This window comes from Klebsiella sp. 141153, from assembly GCF_032601995.1.
Classification (GTDB): Bacteria; Pseudomonadota; Gammaproteobacteria; order Enterobacterales; family Enterobacteriaceae; genus Klebsiella; species Klebsiella aerogenes.
The window spans coordinates 193,103-212,139 of the sequence record NZ_JAQIRJ010000006.1; the positions used below are offsets into that span (position 1 = coordinate 193,103).

The 19,037-nt window shown below is 53.9% G+C and carries 19 protein-coding genes; 5 read left to right on the plus strand and 14 right to left on the minus strand.

Annotated elements, in window-relative coordinates:
• Positions 1-26 precede the first annotated feature (26 nt).
• The gene (gene ptrB, locus PGS10_RS14055) at positions 27-2,087 is read left to right on the plus strand and encodes an oligopeptidase B (protein ID WP_316423110.1); all 2,061 of its coding nucleotides are present in this window, start codon (positions 27-29) and stop codon (positions 2,085-2,087) included.
• A 2-nt stretch (positions 2,088-2,089) separates the two neighbouring features.
• Here the strand turns inward: ptrB and exoX are convergent, their stop codons facing one another.
• Positions 2,090-2,749 carry an exodeoxyribonuclease X gene (gene exoX / locus PGS10_RS14060; protein ID WP_045390333.1) on the minus strand — a complete coding sequence of 220 codons (660 nt, stop codon included), beginning with the start codon at positions 2,747-2,749 and terminating at the stop codon, positions 2,090-2,092.
• 79 nt (positions 2,750-2,828) lie between these two features.
• A complete protein-coding gene (locus tag PGS10_RS14065; RefSeq protein WP_101743564.1) occupies positions 2,829-3,059 on the minus strand; it encodes a DNA polymerase III subunit theta in 231 nt (76 codons plus the stop codon).
• A 134-nt stretch (positions 3,060-3,193) separates the two neighbouring features.
• Between PGS10_RS14065 and yobA the strand changes: the two genes are divergently transcribed.
• From yobA to PGS10_RS14080, 3 genes are read left to right on the plus strand one after another with little or no spacing between them, the layout of a single operon-like run.
• Positions 3,194-3,568 (plus strand): CopC domain-containing protein YobA, encoded by a 375-nt coding sequence (yobA, locus tag PGS10_RS14070; protein WP_045390336.1) that lies wholly within the window; start codon positions 3,194-3,196, stop codon positions 3,566-3,568.
• A gap of 3 nt (positions 3,569-3,571) precedes the next feature.
• Positions 3,572-4,441 (plus strand): copper homeostasis membrane protein CopD, encoded by an 870-nt coding sequence (gene copD, locus PGS10_RS14075; RefSeq protein WP_045390338.1) that lies wholly within the window; start codon positions 3,572-3,574, stop codon positions 4,439-4,441.
• 13 nt (positions 4,442-4,454) lie between these two features.
• Positions 4,455-4,796 carry a YebY family protein gene (locus PGS10_RS14080; RefSeq protein WP_072251410.1) on the plus strand — a complete coding sequence of 114 codons (342 nt, stop codon included), beginning with the start codon at positions 4,455-4,457 and terminating at the stop codon, positions 4,794-4,796.
• A gap of 428 nt (positions 4,797-5,224) precedes the next feature.
• Here PGS10_RS14080 and PGS10_RS14085 read toward each other — a convergent pair whose 3' ends face one another.
• The 7 genes from PGS10_RS14085 to PGS10_RS14115 form a co-directional block, all read right to left on the minus strand.
• On the minus strand, positions 5,225-6,175 hold the full coding sequence (locus PGS10_RS14085; protein WP_047045323.1) for a Csu type fimbrial protein: 951 nt from the start codon (positions 6,173-6,175) through the stop codon (positions 5,225-5,227).
• A gap of 17 nt (positions 6,176-6,192) precedes the next feature.
• Entirely contained in the window at positions 6,193-8,517 is a 2,325-nt protein-coding gene (locus PGS10_RS14090) for a fimbria/pilus outer membrane usher protein (RefSeq protein WP_047077756.1), read from the minus strand.
• A 2-nt stretch (positions 8,518-8,519) separates the two neighbouring features.
• The gene (locus PGS10_RS14095; protein ID WP_047077757.1) at positions 8,520-9,269 is read right to left on the minus strand and encodes a fimbrial biogenesis chaperone; all 750 of its coding nucleotides are present in this window, start codon (positions 9,267-9,269) and stop codon (positions 8,520-8,522) included.
• A gap of 17 nt (positions 9,270-9,286) precedes the next feature.
• Complete coding sequence (locus PGS10_RS14100; protein ID WP_213797650.1) at positions 9,287-9,805, minus strand: Csu type fimbrial protein; 519 nt, start codon at positions 9,803-9,805, stop codon at positions 9,287-9,289.
• A gap of 21 nt (positions 9,806-9,826) precedes the next feature.
• On the minus strand, positions 9,827-10,399 hold the full coding sequence (locus tag PGS10_RS14105) for a Csu type fimbrial protein (RefSeq protein WP_047077759.1): 573 nt from the start codon (positions 10,397-10,399) through the stop codon (positions 9,827-9,829).
• 544 nt (positions 10,400-10,943) lie between these two features.
• A complete protein-coding gene (locus PGS10_RS14110; RefSeq protein WP_113771553.1) occupies positions 10,944-11,087 on the minus strand; it encodes an Ecr family regulatory small membrane protein in 144 nt (47 codons plus the stop codon).
• A 117-nt stretch (positions 11,088-11,204) separates the two neighbouring features.
• On the minus strand, positions 11,205-12,173 hold the full coding sequence (locus tag PGS10_RS14115; protein WP_047045312.1) for a VirK/YbjX family protein: 969 nt from the start codon (positions 12,171-12,173) through the stop codon (positions 11,205-11,207).
• A gap of 145 nt (positions 12,174-12,318) precedes the next feature.
• Between PGS10_RS14115 and pphA the strand changes: the two genes are divergently transcribed.
• Positions 12,319-12,963, plus strand: a complete 645-nt coding sequence (gene pphA, locus PGS10_RS14120; protein ID WP_047045310.1) for a protein-serine/threonine phosphatase — start codon at positions 12,319-12,321, stop codon at positions 12,961-12,963.
• Positions 12,964-12,968: 5 nt separating this feature from the next.
• Here pphA and PGS10_RS14125 read toward each other — a convergent pair whose 3' ends face one another.
• From PGS10_RS14125 to yebS, 5 genes are all read right to left on the minus strand, one after another.
• The gene (locus PGS10_RS14125) at positions 12,969-13,160 is read right to left on the minus strand and encodes a YebW family protein (protein WP_045376105.1); all 192 of its coding nucleotides are present in this window, start codon (positions 13,158-13,160) and stop codon (positions 12,969-12,971) included.
• Between the two features lie 101 nt (positions 13,161-13,261).
• Positions 13,262-13,501: a YebV family protein gene (locus tag PGS10_RS14130; RefSeq protein ID WP_015705939.1), complete on the minus strand. Its 240-nt coding sequence runs from the start codon at positions 13,499-13,501 to the stop codon at positions 13,262-13,264.
• A gap of 112 nt (positions 13,502-13,613) precedes the next feature.
• Positions 13,614-15,047 carry a 16S rRNA (cytosine(1407)-C(5))-methyltransferase RsmF gene (gene rsmF / locus PGS10_RS14135; protein WP_074165435.1) on the minus strand — a complete coding sequence of 478 codons (1,434 nt, stop codon included), beginning with the start codon at positions 15,045-15,047 and terminating at the stop codon, positions 13,614-13,616.
• Between the two features lie 87 nt (positions 15,048-15,134).
• A complete protein-coding gene (locus tag PGS10_RS14140; protein WP_045390368.1) occupies positions 15,135-17,768 on the minus strand; it encodes a PqiB family protein in 2,634 nt (877 codons plus the stop codon).
• Positions 17,737-19,020 carry a membrane integrity lipid transport subunit YebS gene (yebS, locus tag PGS10_RS14145; RefSeq protein WP_316423111.1) on the minus strand — a complete coding sequence of 428 codons (1,284 nt, stop codon included), beginning with the start codon at positions 19,018-19,020 and terminating at the stop codon, positions 17,737-17,739. The genes PGS10_RS14140 and yebS overlap by 32 nt, the downstream gene beginning before the upstream one ends.
• Positions 19,021-19,037: the final 17 nt, after the last annotated feature.

Here is a 19,037-nt window from a genome sequence, read left to right on the forward strand (position 1 = left end):
CATAATAAGACGCAGAAGAATAACGCATGCTACCGAAAGCCAAACGGATCCCCCACGCCATGACGCTACATGGCGACACTCGCATCGATAACTACTACTGGCTACGCGATGACGAACGCGCGCGCCCGGAAGTGCTGGAGTATCTCCATCAGGAAAATGACTACGGCAAAAAGGTGATGGATACGCAAAGCAGCCTGCAGGAGCGGGTGCTGAAGGAAATCATCGATCGCATTCCGCAGCGGGAGGTCTCCGCTCCTTATAGCAAAAATGGCTACCGCTATCGCCAGGTCTATGAACCAGGCTGTGAATACGCGATTTACCAACGTCAATCGGTGCTCAAAGAAGAGTGGGATGAATGGGAGATTTTGCTCGACGCCAACCAACGGGCGGCGAAGAGCGAATTCTATACTCTCGGCGGATTAGGCGTCGCGCCGAACAACCAACTGATGGCGGTGGCGGAAGATTATCTTTCCCGCCGTCAGTACGGCTTACGTTTTAAGGATCTGAGCAGCGGCGAATGGTCGGCTGAGATCCTGGAAAACGTCACGCCAGGATTTGCCTGGAGTAATGACTCTCGTTTTTTGTGGTATGTGCGTAAGCACCCGACCACGCTGCTGCCGTATCAGGTCTGGCGGCATGCCATTGGCACTAGCGCGGATAACGATGTGTTGGTCTACGAAGAGAAAGACGACACGTTTTACGTCAGCGTGCATAAAACCACCTCCCAGCAGTTTGTGGTTATTTATCTTGCCAGCGCCACCACCAGTGAAGTGTTACTCCTTAATCCGGAGCTTCCTGACGCCGAACCGGTGTGCTTTTTGCCGCGACGCAAGGATCATGAATATAGCCTCGACCATTATCAGCACGCGTTTTATCTGCGCTCTAATCGCGAAGGTAAGAACTTTGGCCTCTACCGCACCGTGCTTCGCGACGAAGGGCAGTGGCAGACGTTGATCCCTGCGCGTCCTGACGTGATGCTCGAAGGTTTTACCCTGTTTACCGACTGGCTGGTGGTCGAGGAACGCCAGCGGGGCTTGACCAGCCTGCGGCAGATCAACCGTAAAACGCGAGAAGTGGTTGGTATCGCCTTTGACGATCCCGCCTACGTCACCTGGCTTGCCTATAATCCGGAACCGGAAACGTCAAGGCTGCGCTATGGTTATTCATCGATGACGACCCCGGATACGCTATTTGAGCTGGATATGGATACCGGCGAGCGGCGGGTTATCAAACAACAGGAAGTGCAGGGCTTTGACGCTGCCTGTTATCGCAGCGAACATCTGTGGGTGACAGCGCGTGACGGCGTGGAGGTGCCGGTATCGCTGGTCTATCACCGTGAACACTTTCGCAAAGGGGTCAACCCGTTACTGGTGTACGGCTATGGCTCTTACGGCGCCAGCATGGACGCCGATTTTAGCGCCAGCCGTCTGAGCCTGCTGGATCGCGGTTTTGTCTTTGCAATAGCCCATATTCGCGGCGGCGGCGAACTTGGCCAGCAGTGGTATGAAGACGGCAAATTCCTCAACAAGAAGAATACCTTTAACGATTATCTGGACGTCTGCGATGCGCTGCTGGCGCAGGGATATGGCGACCCTAAATTATGCTATGGCATGGGCGGCAGCGCCGGCGGCATGCTGATGGGCGTGGCGATAAACCAACGACCGGAGTTGTTCCATGGCGTAGTGGCGCAGGTGCCGTTTGTTGACGTACTGACCACCATGCTCGACGAATCTATTCCGCTCACGACCGGTGAGTTTGAGGAGTGGGGAAACCCGCAGGACGAAACCTATTATCACTATATGAAGAGCTATAGCCCCTATGATGGCGTCTCAGCCCAGGCTTATCCGCATATGTTAGTGACCACCGGGCTGCATGATTCGCAGGTGCAATACTGGGAACCCGCAAAATGGGTGGCGAAGCTACGCGAGCTGAAAACCGACGACAATCTGCTGCTGTTATGTACCGACATGGATTCCGGGCATGGCGGTAAGTCGGGACGGTTTAAAAGCTACGAGGGCGTGGCGTTGGAGTACGCCTTTTTAATCGCCCTCGCGCAAGGCACCTTGCCCGGCAAGGTAGAAGTGTAGCGTTACTCGCCGAGGTAGTGTTTGAGGGTCAGCCGCAGTTCCGGGCTCATTCGGTCCAGGTTATTGAACAGCCAACGTAAATAGCCTGGATCGTTTTCCGCCACTTCCGACACCGCTTTGCCGCGATATTTGCCGAAGGTAAAGGTAGTCAGCAGCGCCGGTCGGCCGGTAATGTCGGCCATTTCATCCGGTGACCAGCCGGAAACCTGCATGATATCCAGCAGTAGGGCAGCGGTGATATAACAGTCGTACAGCGCGCGGTGGTGATGCAAACCCGGTGGGGTGGCTACGCTTAGCTTGCGCGACTTATACAACCCCATATTGCTGTACTTAATTCCCGGCCACAGGCGGCGCGCCAGCTTCATAGTACAAATCCACTCGCCGTTCATTTCCGGTAATACCCGGCGATCAAAGCTGGCGTTATGGGCGACATACCATGGACTGCCCTGGTATTGCGGTACGATTTCTTCAATCCAGGGCTTATCGGCCACCATTTCTTCAGTGATGCGGTGGATAGCCATCGCCTGCGGGCTGATAGGGCGGTCAGGTCTCACCAGATGACTCATGGGATTCGTTATCTGGCCGTCGATGATATCGACGGAGGCAATTTCGACAATGCCGCCCTGCAAACCGCAGGTTTCGGTATCGATTACGCGCAGCATGGCTTACTCCTCGCCAAAAACACCAGCGTAAAGGAATGCGCGGCGGATGCCAATGGGGGGATCCTCAAGGAATGAGCAATCATTTTGCTTTCGGTTCATACGGCAGGCGGGAAAGTGACACGGATGCCAGACGGTGCGCGATCAGACGTTCACGGAACCAGTCGCGCAGGTGAGTCGGTTGCTCTCGCTCGACGAGGTCGGCAACGACCGGCATATTGTAGCGTTCTTTAAAGGCGACGCCGGCCGCCGCGAGATCAACGTTGACCTTGTCCATTTCATCTTGCGAAATTTTTGCCAGATTATTTGCCATCAGTACCTCCTTCATTACGGCGCAAAAGTTACTAAGCGTGACGCTGAAAGGCAAGTCCCGGATGCTTAGCTCGACTATGCCATTATACAGGGTTATTCTCTGTCCAACATACATAACAAAAAGGAATGACGTTTATGCGAAACATCGCCGGACGCGCGCTATACGCCGCCGTATTTTTCAGCGCTATGTTAACCACCGCCAGCGCTTTTGCTCATGCTCATCTGCAACAACAAATCCCGGCGGCCGATTCGACGGTCTCCGCGTCGCCGCAGTCGCTCACGTTAACGTTTAGTGAAGGCGTCGAGCTCTCCTTCAGTGGTGTGACCCTCAGCGGCCCGCAGAATAAACCTGTCGCTACCGGCAAGCTGGCCCGCAGCGACGGTAATAAGGCGCAATTAACGCTGCCGCTGACTGAACCGCTGGCGGCGGGCGAGTATACCGTAGCGTGGCATGTGGTCTCCGTTGACGGCCATAAGACCAAAGGGCAATACCACTTCAGCGTGAAGTAAACCATGCTGACGGGAGTGTATGTCGGCCTGCGGTTTGTCCACTTCATCTCATTGATGACGGCTTTCGGTTGCGCGCTGTACGGCGCATGGTGGGCGCCAGCCTCGCTGCGTCGTCTGCTGATGCAGCGTTTTTATCCTTTGCTGCGCTACCTGCTAATGATTAGCGCTATTTCAGCCACCTTGATGCTGATGGCACAAGGCGGGTTGATGGCCGATGGCTGGGGGGATGTCTGGCGACCTGCAATCTGGAGGGCTGTTATCGGGACGCAGTTCGGCGGCGTCTGGCTTTGGCAAATGGTGCTGGCGTGGATTGCGCTGGCGGTGGCGTGGCTCAAACCACGCCGCCCGGCGCGTCTTCTGTTACTGCTATTTTGCGCGCAGTTGTTGTTAATGGCCGGCGTGGGGCATGCGGCGATGAACGACGGTTGGCTCGGCGCGTTACAGCGCACCAATCACGCGCTACATCTGTTCTGCGTCGCTGCCTGGGCCGGCGGGCTGTTGCCATTTGTCTATTGCCTGCGGCTGGCGCGCGGGCGCTGGCGTCAGGTAGCGATAACCACCATGATGCGTTTTTCACGTTATGGGCATCTGGCCGTGGCTGGCGCGATTGCCAGCGGAATTGGCAATACGCTATTAATACAGGGGCGGCTGATTGGCGATTCACCGTGGGGAGCGATGTTGTTGCTCAAATGTGCGCTGGTCGCCGCGATGGTAGCAATTGCGCTGGTGAACAGGTATGTTCTGGTACCGCGAATGTCAGGCGAAGGCGCATGGGCGGAACGGACTATTTTACGCACTACACAGCTGGAAATGGCGCTTGCCGCGCTGGCGATCCTCGCCGTCAGCCTGTTCGCGACCTGGCAACCTAATTGAGTTAACTGGCTAAATGATGAAAAAAATCGTTCTGACAATGTTGTTACTGGCAAGCTCAGGCGCCGCGCTGGCGGCGCCACAGGTGATTACCGTGAGCCGTTTTGAAGTGGGCAAGGACAACTGGGCCTTCACCCGCGAAGAGGTGATGTTAACCTGCCGCCCGGGTAATGCGCTTTATGTGATTAACCCGAGCACCCTGGTGCAGTATCCGCTGAATGATGTCGCCGAGCAGGAAGTGAAGGCCGGTAAGACTACCGCGCAGCCGATTTCAATCATCCTGGCTGACGATCCGCAGCATCCGGGGCAAAAAATGAGTCTGGCGCCGTTTATCGAACGAGCGCAAAAGCTCTGCTGATAATTACCTATATCACGTTGTTTTAAAGATAAAAAACCGCCTGCGTCTTGTGGAAAAACGCGGCGGTTTTTTGTTGGCGCAACGGATTTTGTCAGCAATTTTTCAACCGCTTTTGTCGCGGACTGGAAAAGCTGACACAGTCAACTATTCTTATAAGGCAAGGCGACTTAGCCTGCATTAATGCCAACTTTTAGCGCACGGCTCTCTCCCAAGAGCCATTTCCCTGGACCGAATACAGGAATCGTGTTCGGTCTCTTTTTATCTGAAGTTCAGCGAGTTAATAATATCCATTTTTGACTGCCCAAACGGCCGAACGCTCAGCTTTTCCCCTTATATCACAACAAAAACACTCTTAACATTATTTTTACATAAAATTTGTCCCGTTAATGGCCGAGTTCAGACATGCTGGCCGGAATCCTGTACCGTTCTTAATAGGTCACGGTGACGGTGACGATATCCGAATATACTCCTGCGGGTTTACTGGTCTGGCTGGGATTTATCTGTACTGTGTAGTTTACATCCTGTGATGCGCCGGTGCCGCTGAAGCTCAGATTATTGGTTGGCGTCCATGCACTACCTGAAGGCTGATAAAACTGATATTGCAACCCGTAATTCACCTGGTTAATGCTCGCAATAAGCTGCCGCCATCCGCCAGCGAGGGCATTGGCGCTGGTGAGGTTGACGGTATAGGTTGCGTTTTTAGTACAGCGAACGGAAAGTTTGTTGCTAAGCGTGGTAAAGCTTGAAGGAATTGACGCCGGAGTAAAGGCGACATCAGGAGCATTATCGATGTAACAGAAATTGGTAACAATTAGCTTCACATTCAGCGTGACGGTTTGCTGGCCGGTGGCATAGTTGCAGGTAATAATGCCGGAAACGCAAATCCGGTAATCCCAATGAATACTAATGGTGTCAGTATAAGTACCCGCAGGTACGTTGAGTCCGGCCGGGATCTTCAAATACAAAGGCAGCGAACCGTCGCTGGCATTAAATAACCCAAGCAGGCCGATGAGTGAAGTGATACTCCATGTTTTGGTATAGCCAATATTGTAAATTTCCGAACAATTGGTATCTGAGCAGATGTTGTAAGGAACCACGTCGGTACCGGTGGTGCTCATCATTTGGGGTGTGGTGCCCGAGGGATGATCGGAGGAAAGAATCCTGGCGTTTATCGTATTTGTACTGAGTAGCGATAGGGCACTGCCGGAACAGGAAAAACCAGACCCCGATTTGACCGTTTGCTGAGTGTTTGCCAGCGTAAAGGAGTCAACAGAACCAAAACTTGCATCGTTTGAGAGCTGAAATGAACAACTAATATCCGCGCGCGCCGTTGCACAAAGCAGAAAGAATAGCGCGCACAGTAAAAACAGATGTTTCAATTTTCTATCCTTATTCTTCAATGGCAGCTAATCGGGCCGATACGTTGCGGTACCGGCGTTGATTCCGGCAACTCGAATTGCGCCGTACACACGCCGCTGGCAGCGTGAATAACCAATTTGTTGTGTTGAGTGAGATGACTGAACCACACCAGTCCGTCGTAACCAACCAGCCCCGATTGCTGGCTGCTGACTTCTTCAACCGACGTGCCTGGCGGAAGAGGGTTGCCCGCTTCATCGACCAGGGTAATCGAAGCGGAACGGACGCGGGTGACCGGGAAATCCACCAGCGCGCCGCTGGATTCCCGTATCGCAATTCGTTTTTCTACGACTTTAGCCTCAACGTCCGTGGGCAGCGGTAAGGTGTCGAGGGTCACTTTGCCAGGATACCAGGCGGTGGCCCACGGGATTAGCAGATGGCCACTCTTGTCGGTCGTTCCGACTTTACGGTTTTCGTAATTAACTGCGACATCCGGATAGCCAGCGGTCGAGACGACGATAAACGCATCGCTGATCCTGCGCGCGAAGAACAGGCTGCTATCCATCAACACCACCGAACCAGCTGCTTCAAACCAGCCCTGATTATCATGCTGGGAACCGTAATAACCGCCACTTAACGTTGAAACATCATTTACCCAGGTTAAATCCGCCTGACTATAGCGATCTCCGGTAACGGAGTGGGCCAAATTCCAACCTAATCCACCGTCTGCGGGAGCGGAGCGGTTGTAGGCGACGTTTTGCCCCCATTCGCCGGAGCTGGCGCGCTGACTGCTTAACTGCAATGAGCCGAAACTGTCGAAAGGAATGGTTATCTGCATCATACTGGAATAAGTATTTGCCTGCAGATCCCGGTTAATGCTGATGTTGAAGCTGCTATTTCGCCACAGGCTACGGCTCCAGGATAAGTTCATCAGGCGGGTGCGGCTGTCATCCTGCGCCTGGATATCGAAATAACCAAGGCTAAATGAACCCAGTATTTTTCCCCATGGGCTGAGGCTTAATGTTGCCTGGTCTGACTGACGGCTGAGCGTTACCGTCGATCGATAGCTGGAGAGATTAGCGAAATTCTCGCTGCGTTGAATATGTTGATAGTTAATCCCCCAGATATTGCCGTAATACGAATAACCAGCGGAATACTGGTCACCCTGCCCATCGCCCTTACTCGTGCTGGCGGACAGACTCAGCGTACCCAGCGCGCCAATAGCGATGTCGCTGCCAACCCCGCCATTAGTTAATCCTTGCCGATCTTCTGTATGCATTGACAGCGTGAGCCAGTTGGTTAAACCGTAGCGATAAATTGCGCTGATGGCACCAGCGCCATAGTCGGCATTTTTAATGCCGTAGTTATTACGCAACGCGCCGAGGGTAAAATCGAAATCGCTGAGTCCCTGGCGCAGCAGGGTGTTTGAGACGTAAAAAGGGACGCTGGTAGAGACTTGACGGCCAAGAGCATCGGTTGTGACGATGGTTGCTTCACCAGCGCCGCTAATGTACGGCACGTTAGTCAGGGTATACGGACCGCCGTTAATTTGCGTTGAGCTGGCTTTATAACCGTTGATAAACAGATCGACGCTTGAAGGGACTGCTGCGCTACCGGATAGATTCAATAACGGGTAAGTGACCAGGTCCGGACGAACCGAAAAGTTACGGCTGAGGCGAATACCGCCGAGGCGCACCGAACTACTCCAGGTTAACGCATTGCTCACCACGTCGCCTGCCTGGTAGCTGAGCATATTTTCAGGATCGCTATACTTCCACAGCGAATCGTAGCGGATATATCCCTGTTGGCTATCATCGCGGCGGGATGACCAGTTTTGTCTGATAACGGCATTATTAGAAAAAACGCCCGCCGGGCCGAAAAAGCGAAATTCCGTAGAGGTACTGGTGGTTCGGTCGCCGGCGGAAGATGCCAGACTGTAGGAGTCATAGTTAAACAACAGTCCTGGGGTACTGATGGCCTGCAGATACTCCTGTTCGCGACTATTGCCAATATGCTGTTCCGGCAGCCAGCTATCAGGAACGGTTAATTTCAGCATCTGCCCGGCCTGATCGTAGACGACGTTGACGTCTGCTAACTGCCCGACATCGACCAGCGTTTTGCCATCGGGCACCGGGATCCACAGCTGCTTGAGTACAGCCGCAGAGACCCAATAACGATTATTTACTACTTTAACCGGTACGGTTCCCACGGGAGTATTACCGTTAACGGAAATACCCAAATACAGCACGTACTCCTGCTGTTGGCTGAGTATAGCCGCAGGTGCAGGTAAAGAATCATAAGTCGCCGACCAGGTCGTTGCCGAAGCGATGACCAGCAGACCGCAGGTTCCAATGAGGAGCCTCATAATTAACGCGCTGCCGGAATTTCCACCGCCTGGCTATTATCCGTTAACTTCGCATACAGACGTATACCGGCTCTATTTTCCGGGTGACCTGAGATCGGGAAACAGACGCGGCGTTTAGCCAGTACATAACCCAATAAACCCTGCGTTTGTTCTATCTGCGATTTTCCCGCAGCGGTTGCCCAGTAGACGTTACTCAGCCTGGCGTGCTGATTTCCGCCATTGTTAATGCACAGACTCTGACCGCTAAGTGACCAGTTTAACGTGGTTCGTAGCAGCTCTATGCCGTTTTCCAGCTTCAACGGATCCGCACCCTGCCCATAGGTGAACAGAGGCAATACGTAACGCATGCGCATATTCAGGCCGGCGGAGCTTTTGTCTGTCTGTTTTATCGGTTGCGCCGCGGGGATTTCGTCAATCACGATACGGTATGATTTTTCCTGGCCGCTGGCGACTGGCGAAACGCGCATCAGGCGGATAAGTTGACGCTGGCCGGGTTGCACATTGGCAAAGGGCGGGCTGGAGACGACGTCATTCTGATCGGCGTAAACATCTTTCGATTCTTTTTGATCCCAGCCGAAGATGCGTAGCTGTAAATTGACCGCCGTCTCGCCGCGGTTTTCCAGCCACAGTTCAGAGCCTTTTTCGCTGGCGCTGATGGTTTGAAAAATAGGCCAGACCAGCACCGAGCTGGCGGCGCAGGCGTTAGTACTTATTGCTGAACCCAGCAAAACAACAATACAACGACGAATCATATTCAACCTGTCTTATTTTAATAGGTCAGCGTGACCGTAACGGTATCACTGTATGAACCCTGCGCCGGAAAGCCATTCGTGGCAAAAAGGCGGCCATAAACCGTATAAGTTTGTGTCGTGTTGGGGAATGAGGCGACGCTGTAAGCTTGAGCGCCGGTCCCCCAAACGGTAGAGCGGTTAGCATCCTGAAAAAGCTGGTAAGCCAGCGTATTGCCGGTGCTGTTGGACATATAGCGTTGGGCCGCGGAGCCGCCGTTGACACCGTAGTCAAGCGCCAGCGAGATCGCCATCCCCGGCGTACACGCGACGACGATTGAGCCAGCGCCAGCGGAGCTAGCGACATCAACATTGCTATAAAGCGACGACATGGAGCCAAAATTTAAGGTGCCAAAATCAGCGCCAGGTGTTCCTGTTCCGTTGCCAAGCAGGCAGCCGGTCGTGATCTGGGCGGTAACCTTGAAGGTTTTCTGCGCGGTGTCAGCCCAGACGGCTGTGGTCGAAAAAAAGAATATGAGTAGCCAAATTGTGCGCGACATGACATCCATTTCTCCACAGTGTTACCAGGTTAATGTCGCGGTGACCATGTCCTGGTAGAAGCCCGCAGCAGGGGCGGTTACGCCTCCTTGGTCCGCCGGCAGCACTCGGGCATAAATTGGGATTTCCTGTGCGCTACCTGTCCCCGTGATGCCGATACCGGCACTGGTAAATTCGGCCTGCCGGGTGCTATTTGAGTAAAGCCGGTAGGCAATTTGATCGCCGTCGGCGCTTTGCATTTGGCGCAGTCCGGTTGTTCCTACATGCTGGCCGTTATTCAAAGTCAGCGTTGCGGGAAGGTTATTGCTACAGACGATAGAGACAGCGCTGGCGCCGCCGCTGCCAATCAGATTGCTATCTATGGCGTTAACCAAATCGCTATAGGTGCCGAAATCAATGGTCCCCCAGTTGTTTACGCCGCTTGCGCTGGAACCATTGGTGACGGTACAGCCCGAGCCGATAGTCAATTGCACCCCGACCTGACCCGTCAATGTACCTGTGGTTAGCCCAGCTGCAGTGACCCATGGCGCCTGAACGAGAAGCGCTGTTGTGATAAAGCCGCCAAGCAAAATGCGCGAAATAGTGTTGACGTTCATGATGAACCTCTGGATTGAAAGCCGCTAAGTAAAACCCTGTTTTTGTGAGCATGAGATTAATCCCATTAATCAACATATAATCGCTCTCTGGAAAAATGCTCATTTTTTTACAATGAACTTATAGTCAGTGTTTTTATGGTGTTTTATGCTTTATATTTTGTGAATGTTTGTTTTTATTATTGGTTTTTAGGTGTTTTGAGCGTTGTAAATTCTGCGTATGGCGAGGTGGGGAAGGGGGGACTGTGTACAATTTTTGCAATTGTCGTGTTAGCGCATATTTTTAGCGAAATGCCAGGGAAAAAGTTGGTAGGGATGAGCATATAAAAACAGCAGAAAAGAAGACACCTGCACGCAACCAGACCCATGGTGCAGGTGAAAATTGGGTCTACATCGGAAGTCGTCAGTATACATATTTGTATGACAAATGAAATAAGGCAATGATGGAATGTTTTACAATTAATGCGGTTCTTCGGCTAATCGACGTCGTAATTCTGCAAGTTGTTAATAATTGAACTAAGTTTTCGGCCACGAGCAATATGGAGAATTATTCTGGCGCGATCAGTGCCGGATAAAGTGACGTTTCCAGATAGCTGACCAATACCCATATCTCGTCACTGAAAATAAACCACAGGGCACTGCCTAAAATAAGCAGGATAACCAGCAGCAGGAAAATCTCAGTTTTACTCATGGGTCAATGGCCAACTTAAACCGATTATCAACAGGCCACGATATTAACCAAAGAATGTACAAATGAAAACGCCGTTATTTAAAACGGCGAATTTTTTTCGTAATAAGACGTGAATATTTATTTTACACTTAGCAGATTAGCCACCTGTACGGCCATCTCATCCATTAGCTGGAAACGGCGGCGATATTCGGCGCGCTTCTTGCTCGCGATACTTTCCAGCGATTTTCTTTCCAGTTTCAGCGGCAAGCGCCAGCGGTAACTATCCTCACGCACACCTTCAATTGATTGCCAGAACTCATCATAGCTGGCATGGAAGTGCCGGCCTTTGCTTAAGCGATAGCGCAGAGCGCGGAACACGTGGCCATTATCGCTAACGGCGTAAATAGCCTGAATATTGCTTTGGCCGGCCAACAGCCAGATGAATTCCAGCAGCAGGCGCTTAGGGAACAGGCCGTAACAGGCGCGGGTCGCGTGTTTAATCACCTCATGGGAAACATGGCGGCGGGGCCCCTGCAGGCCGCCGATGACCAGTTGCCACTGCCCTTGGTGGCGGATTACGCTAAACGTGACGCTGGCCAACAACTGGTGATGGCTATCGCGAAGCCAAAGGGTGGTTTCACCTTCCCGCTCTGCTTTCCCGGCTGACGAGGCAAAGAGCGTAAAGGCCGCATCATCTTTAGCGGACAGGGTCAGTAACGGTAGTTCTGACGGCGATATCATGGCCATCGCCAGCCGGTTTTCGCCCAACGAGTCGACATACTGATAGTGGCTGATGATGGCCTGGGAACGCTGACGCGCGTTTAGATCGCGCACTAAATACTGACGATGTACTTTACCTGGAAGCGTAGCCTGCGCAGCCAACAGTTGGCGGAAATCACTACGTGCCGAAAGGGTGTCCAGCATTTCTCGGGTCGGCTGATAAAATAATGCCGTACGCAACAAGAATTTGAGCCGAAAGTTGCGTTTTTGCCAGATTGGCGCAGGCGTGATACGCCCCATTACGAGATCGGCAATCAAATTTGAGCGTTGCTGCAGTGTGCATGATGAATGCAGGCTATTGTCCGTCACGATGTCATACCTCGTCATTATTTTATTTTTATTTTACGGATCTCGCGGGACAAGCTTAATGGTTCGCCAGACTATATTTACGCCTTGTTTAACGTTGATTGACGTATGAATTTTCAACCTCGTTTTCAGACATATTTTGTATAATTAACAGAGGGGGTGAAATATGTATCAGCGATTGGCAGGTAGCACCTGGCGTAATATTTGGCTGGTGGGCGATCTACATGGTTGTTTTGCTTTATTAATGTCCCAGCTGCGCCAGCTTAAATTTGATCCCTGGCAGGATCTTCTTATTTCTGTTGGCGATCTGATTGACCGTGGGCCGCAAAGCGTGGAATGTCTGGGGTTGCTGCGTTGCCGGTGGTTCAGAGCGGTGCGCGGTAACCATGAGCAAATGGCGCTGGATGCGCTGGCGAGCGGGGAAATGGCACTGTGGACGATGAACGGTGGCGAGTGGTATCCAACCGCCTCACAAGAACAGAAACGGTTGGCTGATTTGCTGTTTAACCGCTGCCGGGATGTGCCGTTAATCATTGAACTCCGCTGTCAGGATACCACCCACGTGATTGCCCATGCCGACTATCCCGCCAGCGTTTATCATTGGCAGTTGCCCGTGGACGAACATCAGGTGCTCTGGGGCCGCCAGCGTTTAACCGATCATCTGGCGGGGCGGCACGGTGAGATAGCCGGGGCGGATCACTTTTGGTTTGGCCATACGCCGCTTAAACGCCGTTACGATAGCGATAACCAACACTACATTGACACCGGCGCGGTGTTTGGCGGAGAGCTAACGCTGGTGCAGCTGCAGTGAGCCGCTTAAAAATCGCTGTATTCCGTCGCCGGTCGCCAGAAGCCGTCGATAAAATCTTCTACCGGGAAACAGCCTCCCTGGCGAATTCGTTGGTCGTCCATAGCGACGAGGCATTGTCGTTCGCTATCATAGACATCCACTACGATGTCTTCGCACCCGCCGTCCAGATAGCAAATGAATAATACTAAGGCAAACATCCCGCCCTCATTAGCGAATGAACATAAGGTAAGTGTAGGGGAAGTTGGCGCAGCGGGGGAGGGATATAAATAACCCGTCTCAGGCGACGGGTTCATTTGAGTCAGGCAAGGCGCATGACCCAGGCATCGGATTGGCGATCGTAATGTTTGCGGTAAAGCACAGAATGTTCGCCATTAAGAATGGCGGGAACGCTGGTTTCGGCATCCCAGGCGTCTAATTGCATGCATAAGTCAGGATCGGATTTGCAAGGAATGCTTAACGTTCGCTCACCCTGTGACTCGCCATGCAGCTCGGCGTCGTCGATCTCAAACGCGCCGATTCGTACGTTAGTTTTACTCATCATTCACCCCGTTTGTCTGCTGAGTTGTGGTACGACCAGTTAGGCCGTCATTTTTCAGCGTAGACAACGGGGAGTAAATCGCCAGTCAAAAAGTGCGCTTTTTGGCGCGCGGTCACGACTTTCCAGCGAAGAGTTTGCCGTCGCGCACCAGTTCGCGGGGGTAACTGTTTTTCAACCGCGATCCCACACGCTTGGCAAGTCCTAATGGCGTTCCCTGGAACGTGACAATCACTTCATCCTGCCGCGGCGGCGCCTCGGGATAGACATCGCGTCCACGATACCACTCTTCCGCTTCCGCTAAGGTGAGCTCAAACGGCTCCTCTGGCGCGGCCAGCGCGATCGCTGCTTCATGCTGCCAGCGGTAGCCTTTGTTATGTGTTTCAGCGAGGCGGATCCCGATGCGCGAAAAACGGACGTTGCCGATTAGCGCTTCCAGCGCCTGTGGGAACAGCCAGATTTCTTTATCACGCTGCCACAGATGAAGATGCTCTCCCCAATGCAGGCCAACGGCGTTGGCGGCTGCGGTGACAGCCGCTGCCTCACGTCCTTTCATCGGCGCGAAAGGGAACTTACCCACTTTATAGCCGGGCGCAGGCAGCGGATCGATAGAGGCGGTTTTACGCAGGCGGGCAACGAAAAAACCCTCACAATCAAAAATCTGCGGGAACACGTGCAGGAAGCCTTCGTCGGTGAGCGCCTCGCGGGCCTGTGGGAACAGTGAATCCAGCGTCAGGACTTCTACCGCCTGCGGGTAGGTTTGCAGGAGCCAGTTTATCACTTCCTCGTTTTCTTCACGATTCAGCGTACAGGTGGAGTAAACGAGGGTGCCGCCAGGACGCAGAGCGTGAAAGGCGCTGTCAATGAGCTCACGTTGGGTGGCGGCAATCTCCTGATTACTTTCTGGCGACCAGTTTTTCAGCGCGTCGGGATCTTTTCGCACTACCCCTTCGCCCGAGCAGGGGGCGTCGAGCAAAATCGCGTCGAAGCACTCAGGCAGAGCGGCGCCGAAGACGCGCCCGTCGAAGTGGGTGAGGGCAACGTTCGTGATGCCGCAGCGGCTGATATTGGCGTGCAGCACTTTCACCCGACTGGCGGAGAATTCGTTAGCCAGAATCCCGCCGCGATTGCCCATGCGAGCGGCGATTTGCGTCGTTTTGGAACCCGGCGCGGCGGCGACGTCCATCACTCGCTCAGGCATGTTCCCATCGGCGAACAGCGCCGCTACCGGCAGCATCGAGCTCGCTTCCTGAATATAAAAGAGCCCGCTCAGATGCTCGGCGGTGCTGCCAAGCGGTAATACATCGTCGTCATCGCGCTCGATCCAGAAACCCTCGGCGCACCACGGAACCGGCGTTAACTGCCAGCCGTAAGGGGCGACCAGTTGCAGAAAATCAGCGACCGTAATCTTCAACGTATTGACGCGGATACTGCGACGCAGCGGACGCTGGCAGGCGGCGATAAAGTCATCGAAAGAGAGATGCGTTGGCATAGCCGCACGCATTTGAGCGAGGAAGGGTTCCGGAAGATAGACAGCGTTTTGAGCCACGAGCAGCGCACCACAAGAAAAAAGGGTGCGCAGTTTACCATAAACGCCCCGGAGCGGGACACCGGGGCGTTTATGGGACATTGGGAATTAATTAGGTAGCGCCGTTCCCCAATCGCGCCACTCTTTCGGCTCGCTTTCCAGCAGCAGGAAGTGCTTGCCATCCTGCGCTTTCGGCGCCAGCGGCGTTCCCGGCGGCGTGGCAAAGGCGATACCGCCGCGAATAAACTGGTTGAAGGTACCTGTTTTCACCACGCCGCCAATCAGGCCGAAGTCGAGGCTATAGCCGGAAGCCAACCAGAACACCGAGTTGTTGCGCACTAAGTACTGATAACGCTTACTGATACGCAGCTTAACCATTACGCGGTCGGACATTGAACCCAGGGTCAGCCCGGTCACGGTGCCCACTTCCAGGCCGCGGAACAGCACCGGCGTACCAATATCGAGCGAACCGGCTTCCGGCACTTCGACGATAATACTCAGGCCATCGATGTAACGTGAGTCGGTGATGGTGGTGTCCTGAATCTCAAAGTCGCGGCGCGGCGAACCACGGCCAGGTTCAACGTTGATATAAGACTGGAAAATCGTGTCCAGATGTTCAACGCCGGCGGCAGAGATCTGCGGCGTAATGACCGAGAAACGCGTCCCGGCACGGGCAAAGGTGCCAACATACTCCGGATAAAGTACCGCTTTGGCCTGAACTTCATTCTTTGCCGTGATCAGTTCCAGCGACTGGATCTGGCCGATGTCGATACCGAGGTAGCGAATCGGCATACCCGCCGCCATTTTACCGGCATCGAAAGCGTGCAGCGTGATCTGGCCGCCCACCGCGCGGGCAGCGGTTTCGGAGGCGTAGAGGATACGCTTATTGTTCAAGCGCGCGTTGGCGCTGCTGCCGCTGAGGTTATCGAAGCTGATGGCGCCTTTCAGCGCGCGCGCCAGCGGTGACGCCTGCACGGTTAGCCCATTACCGTCGAGTTTTACCTTTGCGCCGCCTTCGGCCCAGAAGACGCTGTTATTGGTCAACAAATGGCGATATTCCGGTTTGATATGCAGATCGATATCGAATGCGTTGCTGCGCGGCTTCACCGAGATGATCTCGCCGACGGCGAATTTGCGATACAACACTACCGAGCCTGCCTGCACATCGGGCAGCGTTTCCGCAGAAAGGCTTAGCGTGGTGGTTGGGATTTCACTAAGGCTATTTTCCTGCGCTTTTTCCAGGTTGGCATACAGCGGATAGCGGCTCTGCATTTCCCCTTTTTCGCCGGGGATGATGCGGATCCCGCCATCAACCCATTCGCTGGCGCTGGCGCCGAGTACCTGCACGCCATCCAGCCCAACTTTCACATCAAGGCGGCTGTTGACGACAAATTTGCTATCGCCGCGTACCAGATTGCGATACTCCGGCGCAATGGCGACCTGGAAAGTGACACCCTCTGCGGTTAGCTTGCGTTCCAGTACCTGGCCCACTTTCACGCCGTGCAGCATCAGCGGCTGGCCGGCGGAAACGCCATAGCTTTCCGGCGCCGATAACGTCACGGTGGCGACGTTAGGCTCATCCAGCAGCGCTTTATCGGCTGGCATAACCATAAAGTGATTGCGCGGTTCGCCGTCACCGGGTACCAGTTCGAAGGTGTTGCCGGTGAGTAGGGCGCTGACGCTTGGGTTATCCAGCGAGATTTTCGGCTTCTTCATTTGAATCAGCGTTTTATCCCGAAGCAGGGTGACCACGCTCGGGTCGACGGTCATCTCACCGCTAACTTTACCGCCGGGATTGAGATTGAGTTTGGTTAACTGACCCACTTCCAGCCCCTGGTACATCAGCGGCGTAGAGCCCGCCTTCAACCCATCGCCGTCGGGCAGCTCCAGCGTCACCAGCACGCCGCGCTGGCTGTGCGCCAGATCCTCATACAGGTTGTACTCGTCGTTTTGCGCCGCCGCTTTGGAGTCGTCTGGCGAGTCAAAGGCGATGGCGCCGTTAACTAACGCGGAGAGATTTTCCAGCTGGACTTTGGCGCCACTCAGGCTGACGTCGGCTTTAATCCCGGAGACGTTCCAGAACCGACTGCCTTTTTTAACAAGATTGGTGAAGCGACGCTCGATTAATACATCAATCGTCACCCCCTGATTGTTGGCGTTGAGCGTGTAGTCATACACCCGGCCAACCGGAATTTTACGGAAATAGACCAGCGAGCCGCTGTTCAGCGAGCCGAGATCCGGCGCCTGCAGATGAATCATTAGTTCGCCGTTGTTGATGCGGTATTTTGGCTGAGTATCCAGGGCGACGAAGTGATCTTCCGGTTCGCCTTTGCCCGGCATCATGCCGATATAGTTACCGCCGACCAGCGCATCCAGCCCGGAAACGCCGGCCAGTGAAGCTTTTGGCGTCACCAGCCAGAACTGGGTGTCTTTGCGCAGCGCGTCTTTCATATCGCTCTTCACGCTGGCGGAAACTTCGATCTTGCTGAGGTCCTTACTCAAAGAGATATCCTGTACCGTACCAACTTCTACCCCTTGATAGCGGATAGGCGTACGCCCCGGAACAATCCCGTTTGCGGACTGGAAATCGATGGTAATCGTCGTTCCCCGGCCTTCAAAGCTGGTCCAGATGAGCCATCCGGCAATCATCAGCGCGATGACCGGCAACAACCAGAATGGCGAGATACGACGTTTGGTTTTTATTTTGGCTTCAGTCGGCGAAGCGGGCGTTTCCTGACTCATGAGCGTCCCAAAGTAAGCGGCTGTCCAGCCATTCAACTGCAAGGATAGTTAAAATCACCGCGCCGCCGAAGTACACCGCCGCCGGCCCCATGGTAAAAGCCAGGAGCTGATCGCGGTTTATCAACGACATGGTTAATGAGATAACAAACAGATCCAACATCGACCAGCGGCCGATCCAGGTAATCAGCCGCAGCAGCAGGATACGCGTACGTAGCCCCTGTTCGCATTTGAATTGTATGCTGACCAGCAGGGTAAATAACACTATAACTTTGGTGAATGGTACCAAAATACTGGCGATGAACACTACGCCGGCGATAGCGATGTTGCTGTTGGCAAGTGAAATAATGCCCGAAAGAATCGTATCTTCCTGGCGCGAGCCATTGACGTAGATTATCGATATCGGCAGCAGGTTGGCCGGCAGCAGGAAAACCAGCGACGCAATCAGGGCCGCCCAGCTACGCTGCAGGCTTTGCGGCCGGCGATGATGCAGCGAAGTATGGCACCGGCGGCAGCGGCCGCGGGAGTCGCGATAACCGGTATAGTGACAGCCGGTGCAAACCTGAAGATTGGTGTCGTAGCGCATTGCCGGTCGTTCGGGATAAAAACGCTCCCACAACTCTTCAACGTTCATGTGGATGAGCGTCAGGATGCTGAGTAGGGTCAGCGCGATAAACGCGATTAGGCCGATGCCGGGCTGCAGGAAGGCATAGTCCTGGACCTTAATGGAGGCGACGCCTATACCGACCAGATAAATGTCCAGCATCACCCACTCTTTCAGTTTCCCGAGCATCAGCAGCACCGGACGCAGGTTCATCCCCAGCACGTTGCCAAGCCAAAGGTAGGCGATTGATACCACCAGCAGGACGGGCGCAACCACGGCGCAGAAGAGCACCATCGCGGCGGTAATGGGGTCGCCCTGGTTGGTCATCTGCCAGATCCCCTGCAGGACGTTAGCGTCAATGCGCACGCCGAGCAGATGCAAACGCAGCAGCGGCTCGCTCCAGGCGAACGGCATCAGCAACATCATCGTAAACGCCATACTGGCGAGCCGGGAGAGGGACCAATCGCGGCCGTCGCGTACTTTCGTGTTGCACCGCGGACACCAGGCGCATTGATTTCTTTTCACAACCGGTATGCGAAACAGCATGTCGCACTGCGTACAGCGCTGATAGTGCGCATGCGGCGTTGGCGAACTGACCGAATGAACGGTAATCTTCTTCGTCGGCGTGATTGAGGGTGTTTTTATCAGCATTTATTACGTTCGGGAAT

Bases quoted from the DNA above. Each gene is read 5' to 3' on its own strand.
- ptrB (WP_316423110.1), top strand. From the start codon at position 27: ATGCTACCGAAAGCCAAACGGATCCCCCACGCCATGACGCTACATGGC.
- yobA (WP_045390336.1), top strand. From the start codon at position 3,194: ATGCGAAACATCGCCGGACGCGCGCTATACGCCGCCGTATTTTTCAGC.
- PGS10_RS14110 (WP_113771553.1), bottom strand. From the start codon at position 11,087: ATGAGTAAAACTGAGATTTTCCTGCTGCTGGTTATCCTGCTTATTTTA.
- PGS10_RS14080 (WP_072251410.1), top strand. From the start codon at position 4,455: ATGATGAAAAAAATCGTTCTGACAATGTTGTTACTGGCAAGCTCAGGC.
- PGS10_RS14115 (WP_047045312.1), bottom strand. From the start codon at position 12,173: ATGACGAGGTATGACATCGTGACGGACAATAGCCTGCATTCATCATGC.
- copD (WP_045390338.1), top strand. From the start codon at position 3,572: ATGCTGACGGGAGTGTATGTCGGCCTGCGGTTTGTCCACTTCATCTCA.
- PGS10_RS14140 (WP_045390368.1), bottom strand. From the start codon at position 17,768: ATGAGTCAGGAAACGCCCGCTTCGCCGACTGAAGCCAAAATAAAAACC.
- PGS10_RS14105 (WP_047077759.1), bottom strand. From the start codon at position 10,399: ATGAACGTCAACACTATTTCGCGCATTTTGCTTGGCGGCTTTATCACA.
- PGS10_RS14095 (WP_047077757.1), bottom strand. From the start codon at position 9,269: ATGATTCGTCGTTGTATTGTTGTTTTGCTGGGTTCAGCAATAAGTACT.
- exoX (WP_045390333.1), bottom strand. From the start codon at position 2,749: ATGCTGCGCGTAATCGATACCGAAACCTGCGGTTTGCAGGGCGGCATT.
- PGS10_RS14100 (WP_213797650.1), bottom strand. From the start codon at position 9,805: ATGTCGCGCACAATTTGGCTACTCATATTCTTTTTTTCGACCACAGCC.
- PGS10_RS14125 (WP_045376105.1), bottom strand. From the start codon at position 13,160: ATGTTTGCCTTAGTATTATTCATTTGCTATCTGGACGGCGGGTGCGAA.
- yebS (WP_316423111.1), bottom strand. From the start codon at position 19,020: ATGCTGATAAAAACACCCTCAATCACGCCGACGAAGAAGATTACCGTT.
- PGS10_RS14090 (WP_047077756.1), bottom strand. From the start codon at position 8,517: ATGAGGCTCCTCATTGGAACCTGCGGTCTGCTGGTCATCGCTTCGGCA.
- PGS10_RS14130 (WP_015705939.1), bottom strand. From the start codon at position 13,501: ATGAGTAAAACTAACGTACGAATCGGCGCGTTTGAGATCGACGACGCC.
- PGS10_RS14065 (WP_101743564.1), bottom strand. From the start codon at position 3,059: ATGGCAAATAATCTGGCAAAAATTTCGCAAGATGAAATGGACAAGGTC.
- pphA (WP_047045310.1), top strand. From the start codon at position 12,319: ATGTATCAGCGATTGGCAGGTAGCACCTGGCGTAATATTTGGCTGGTG.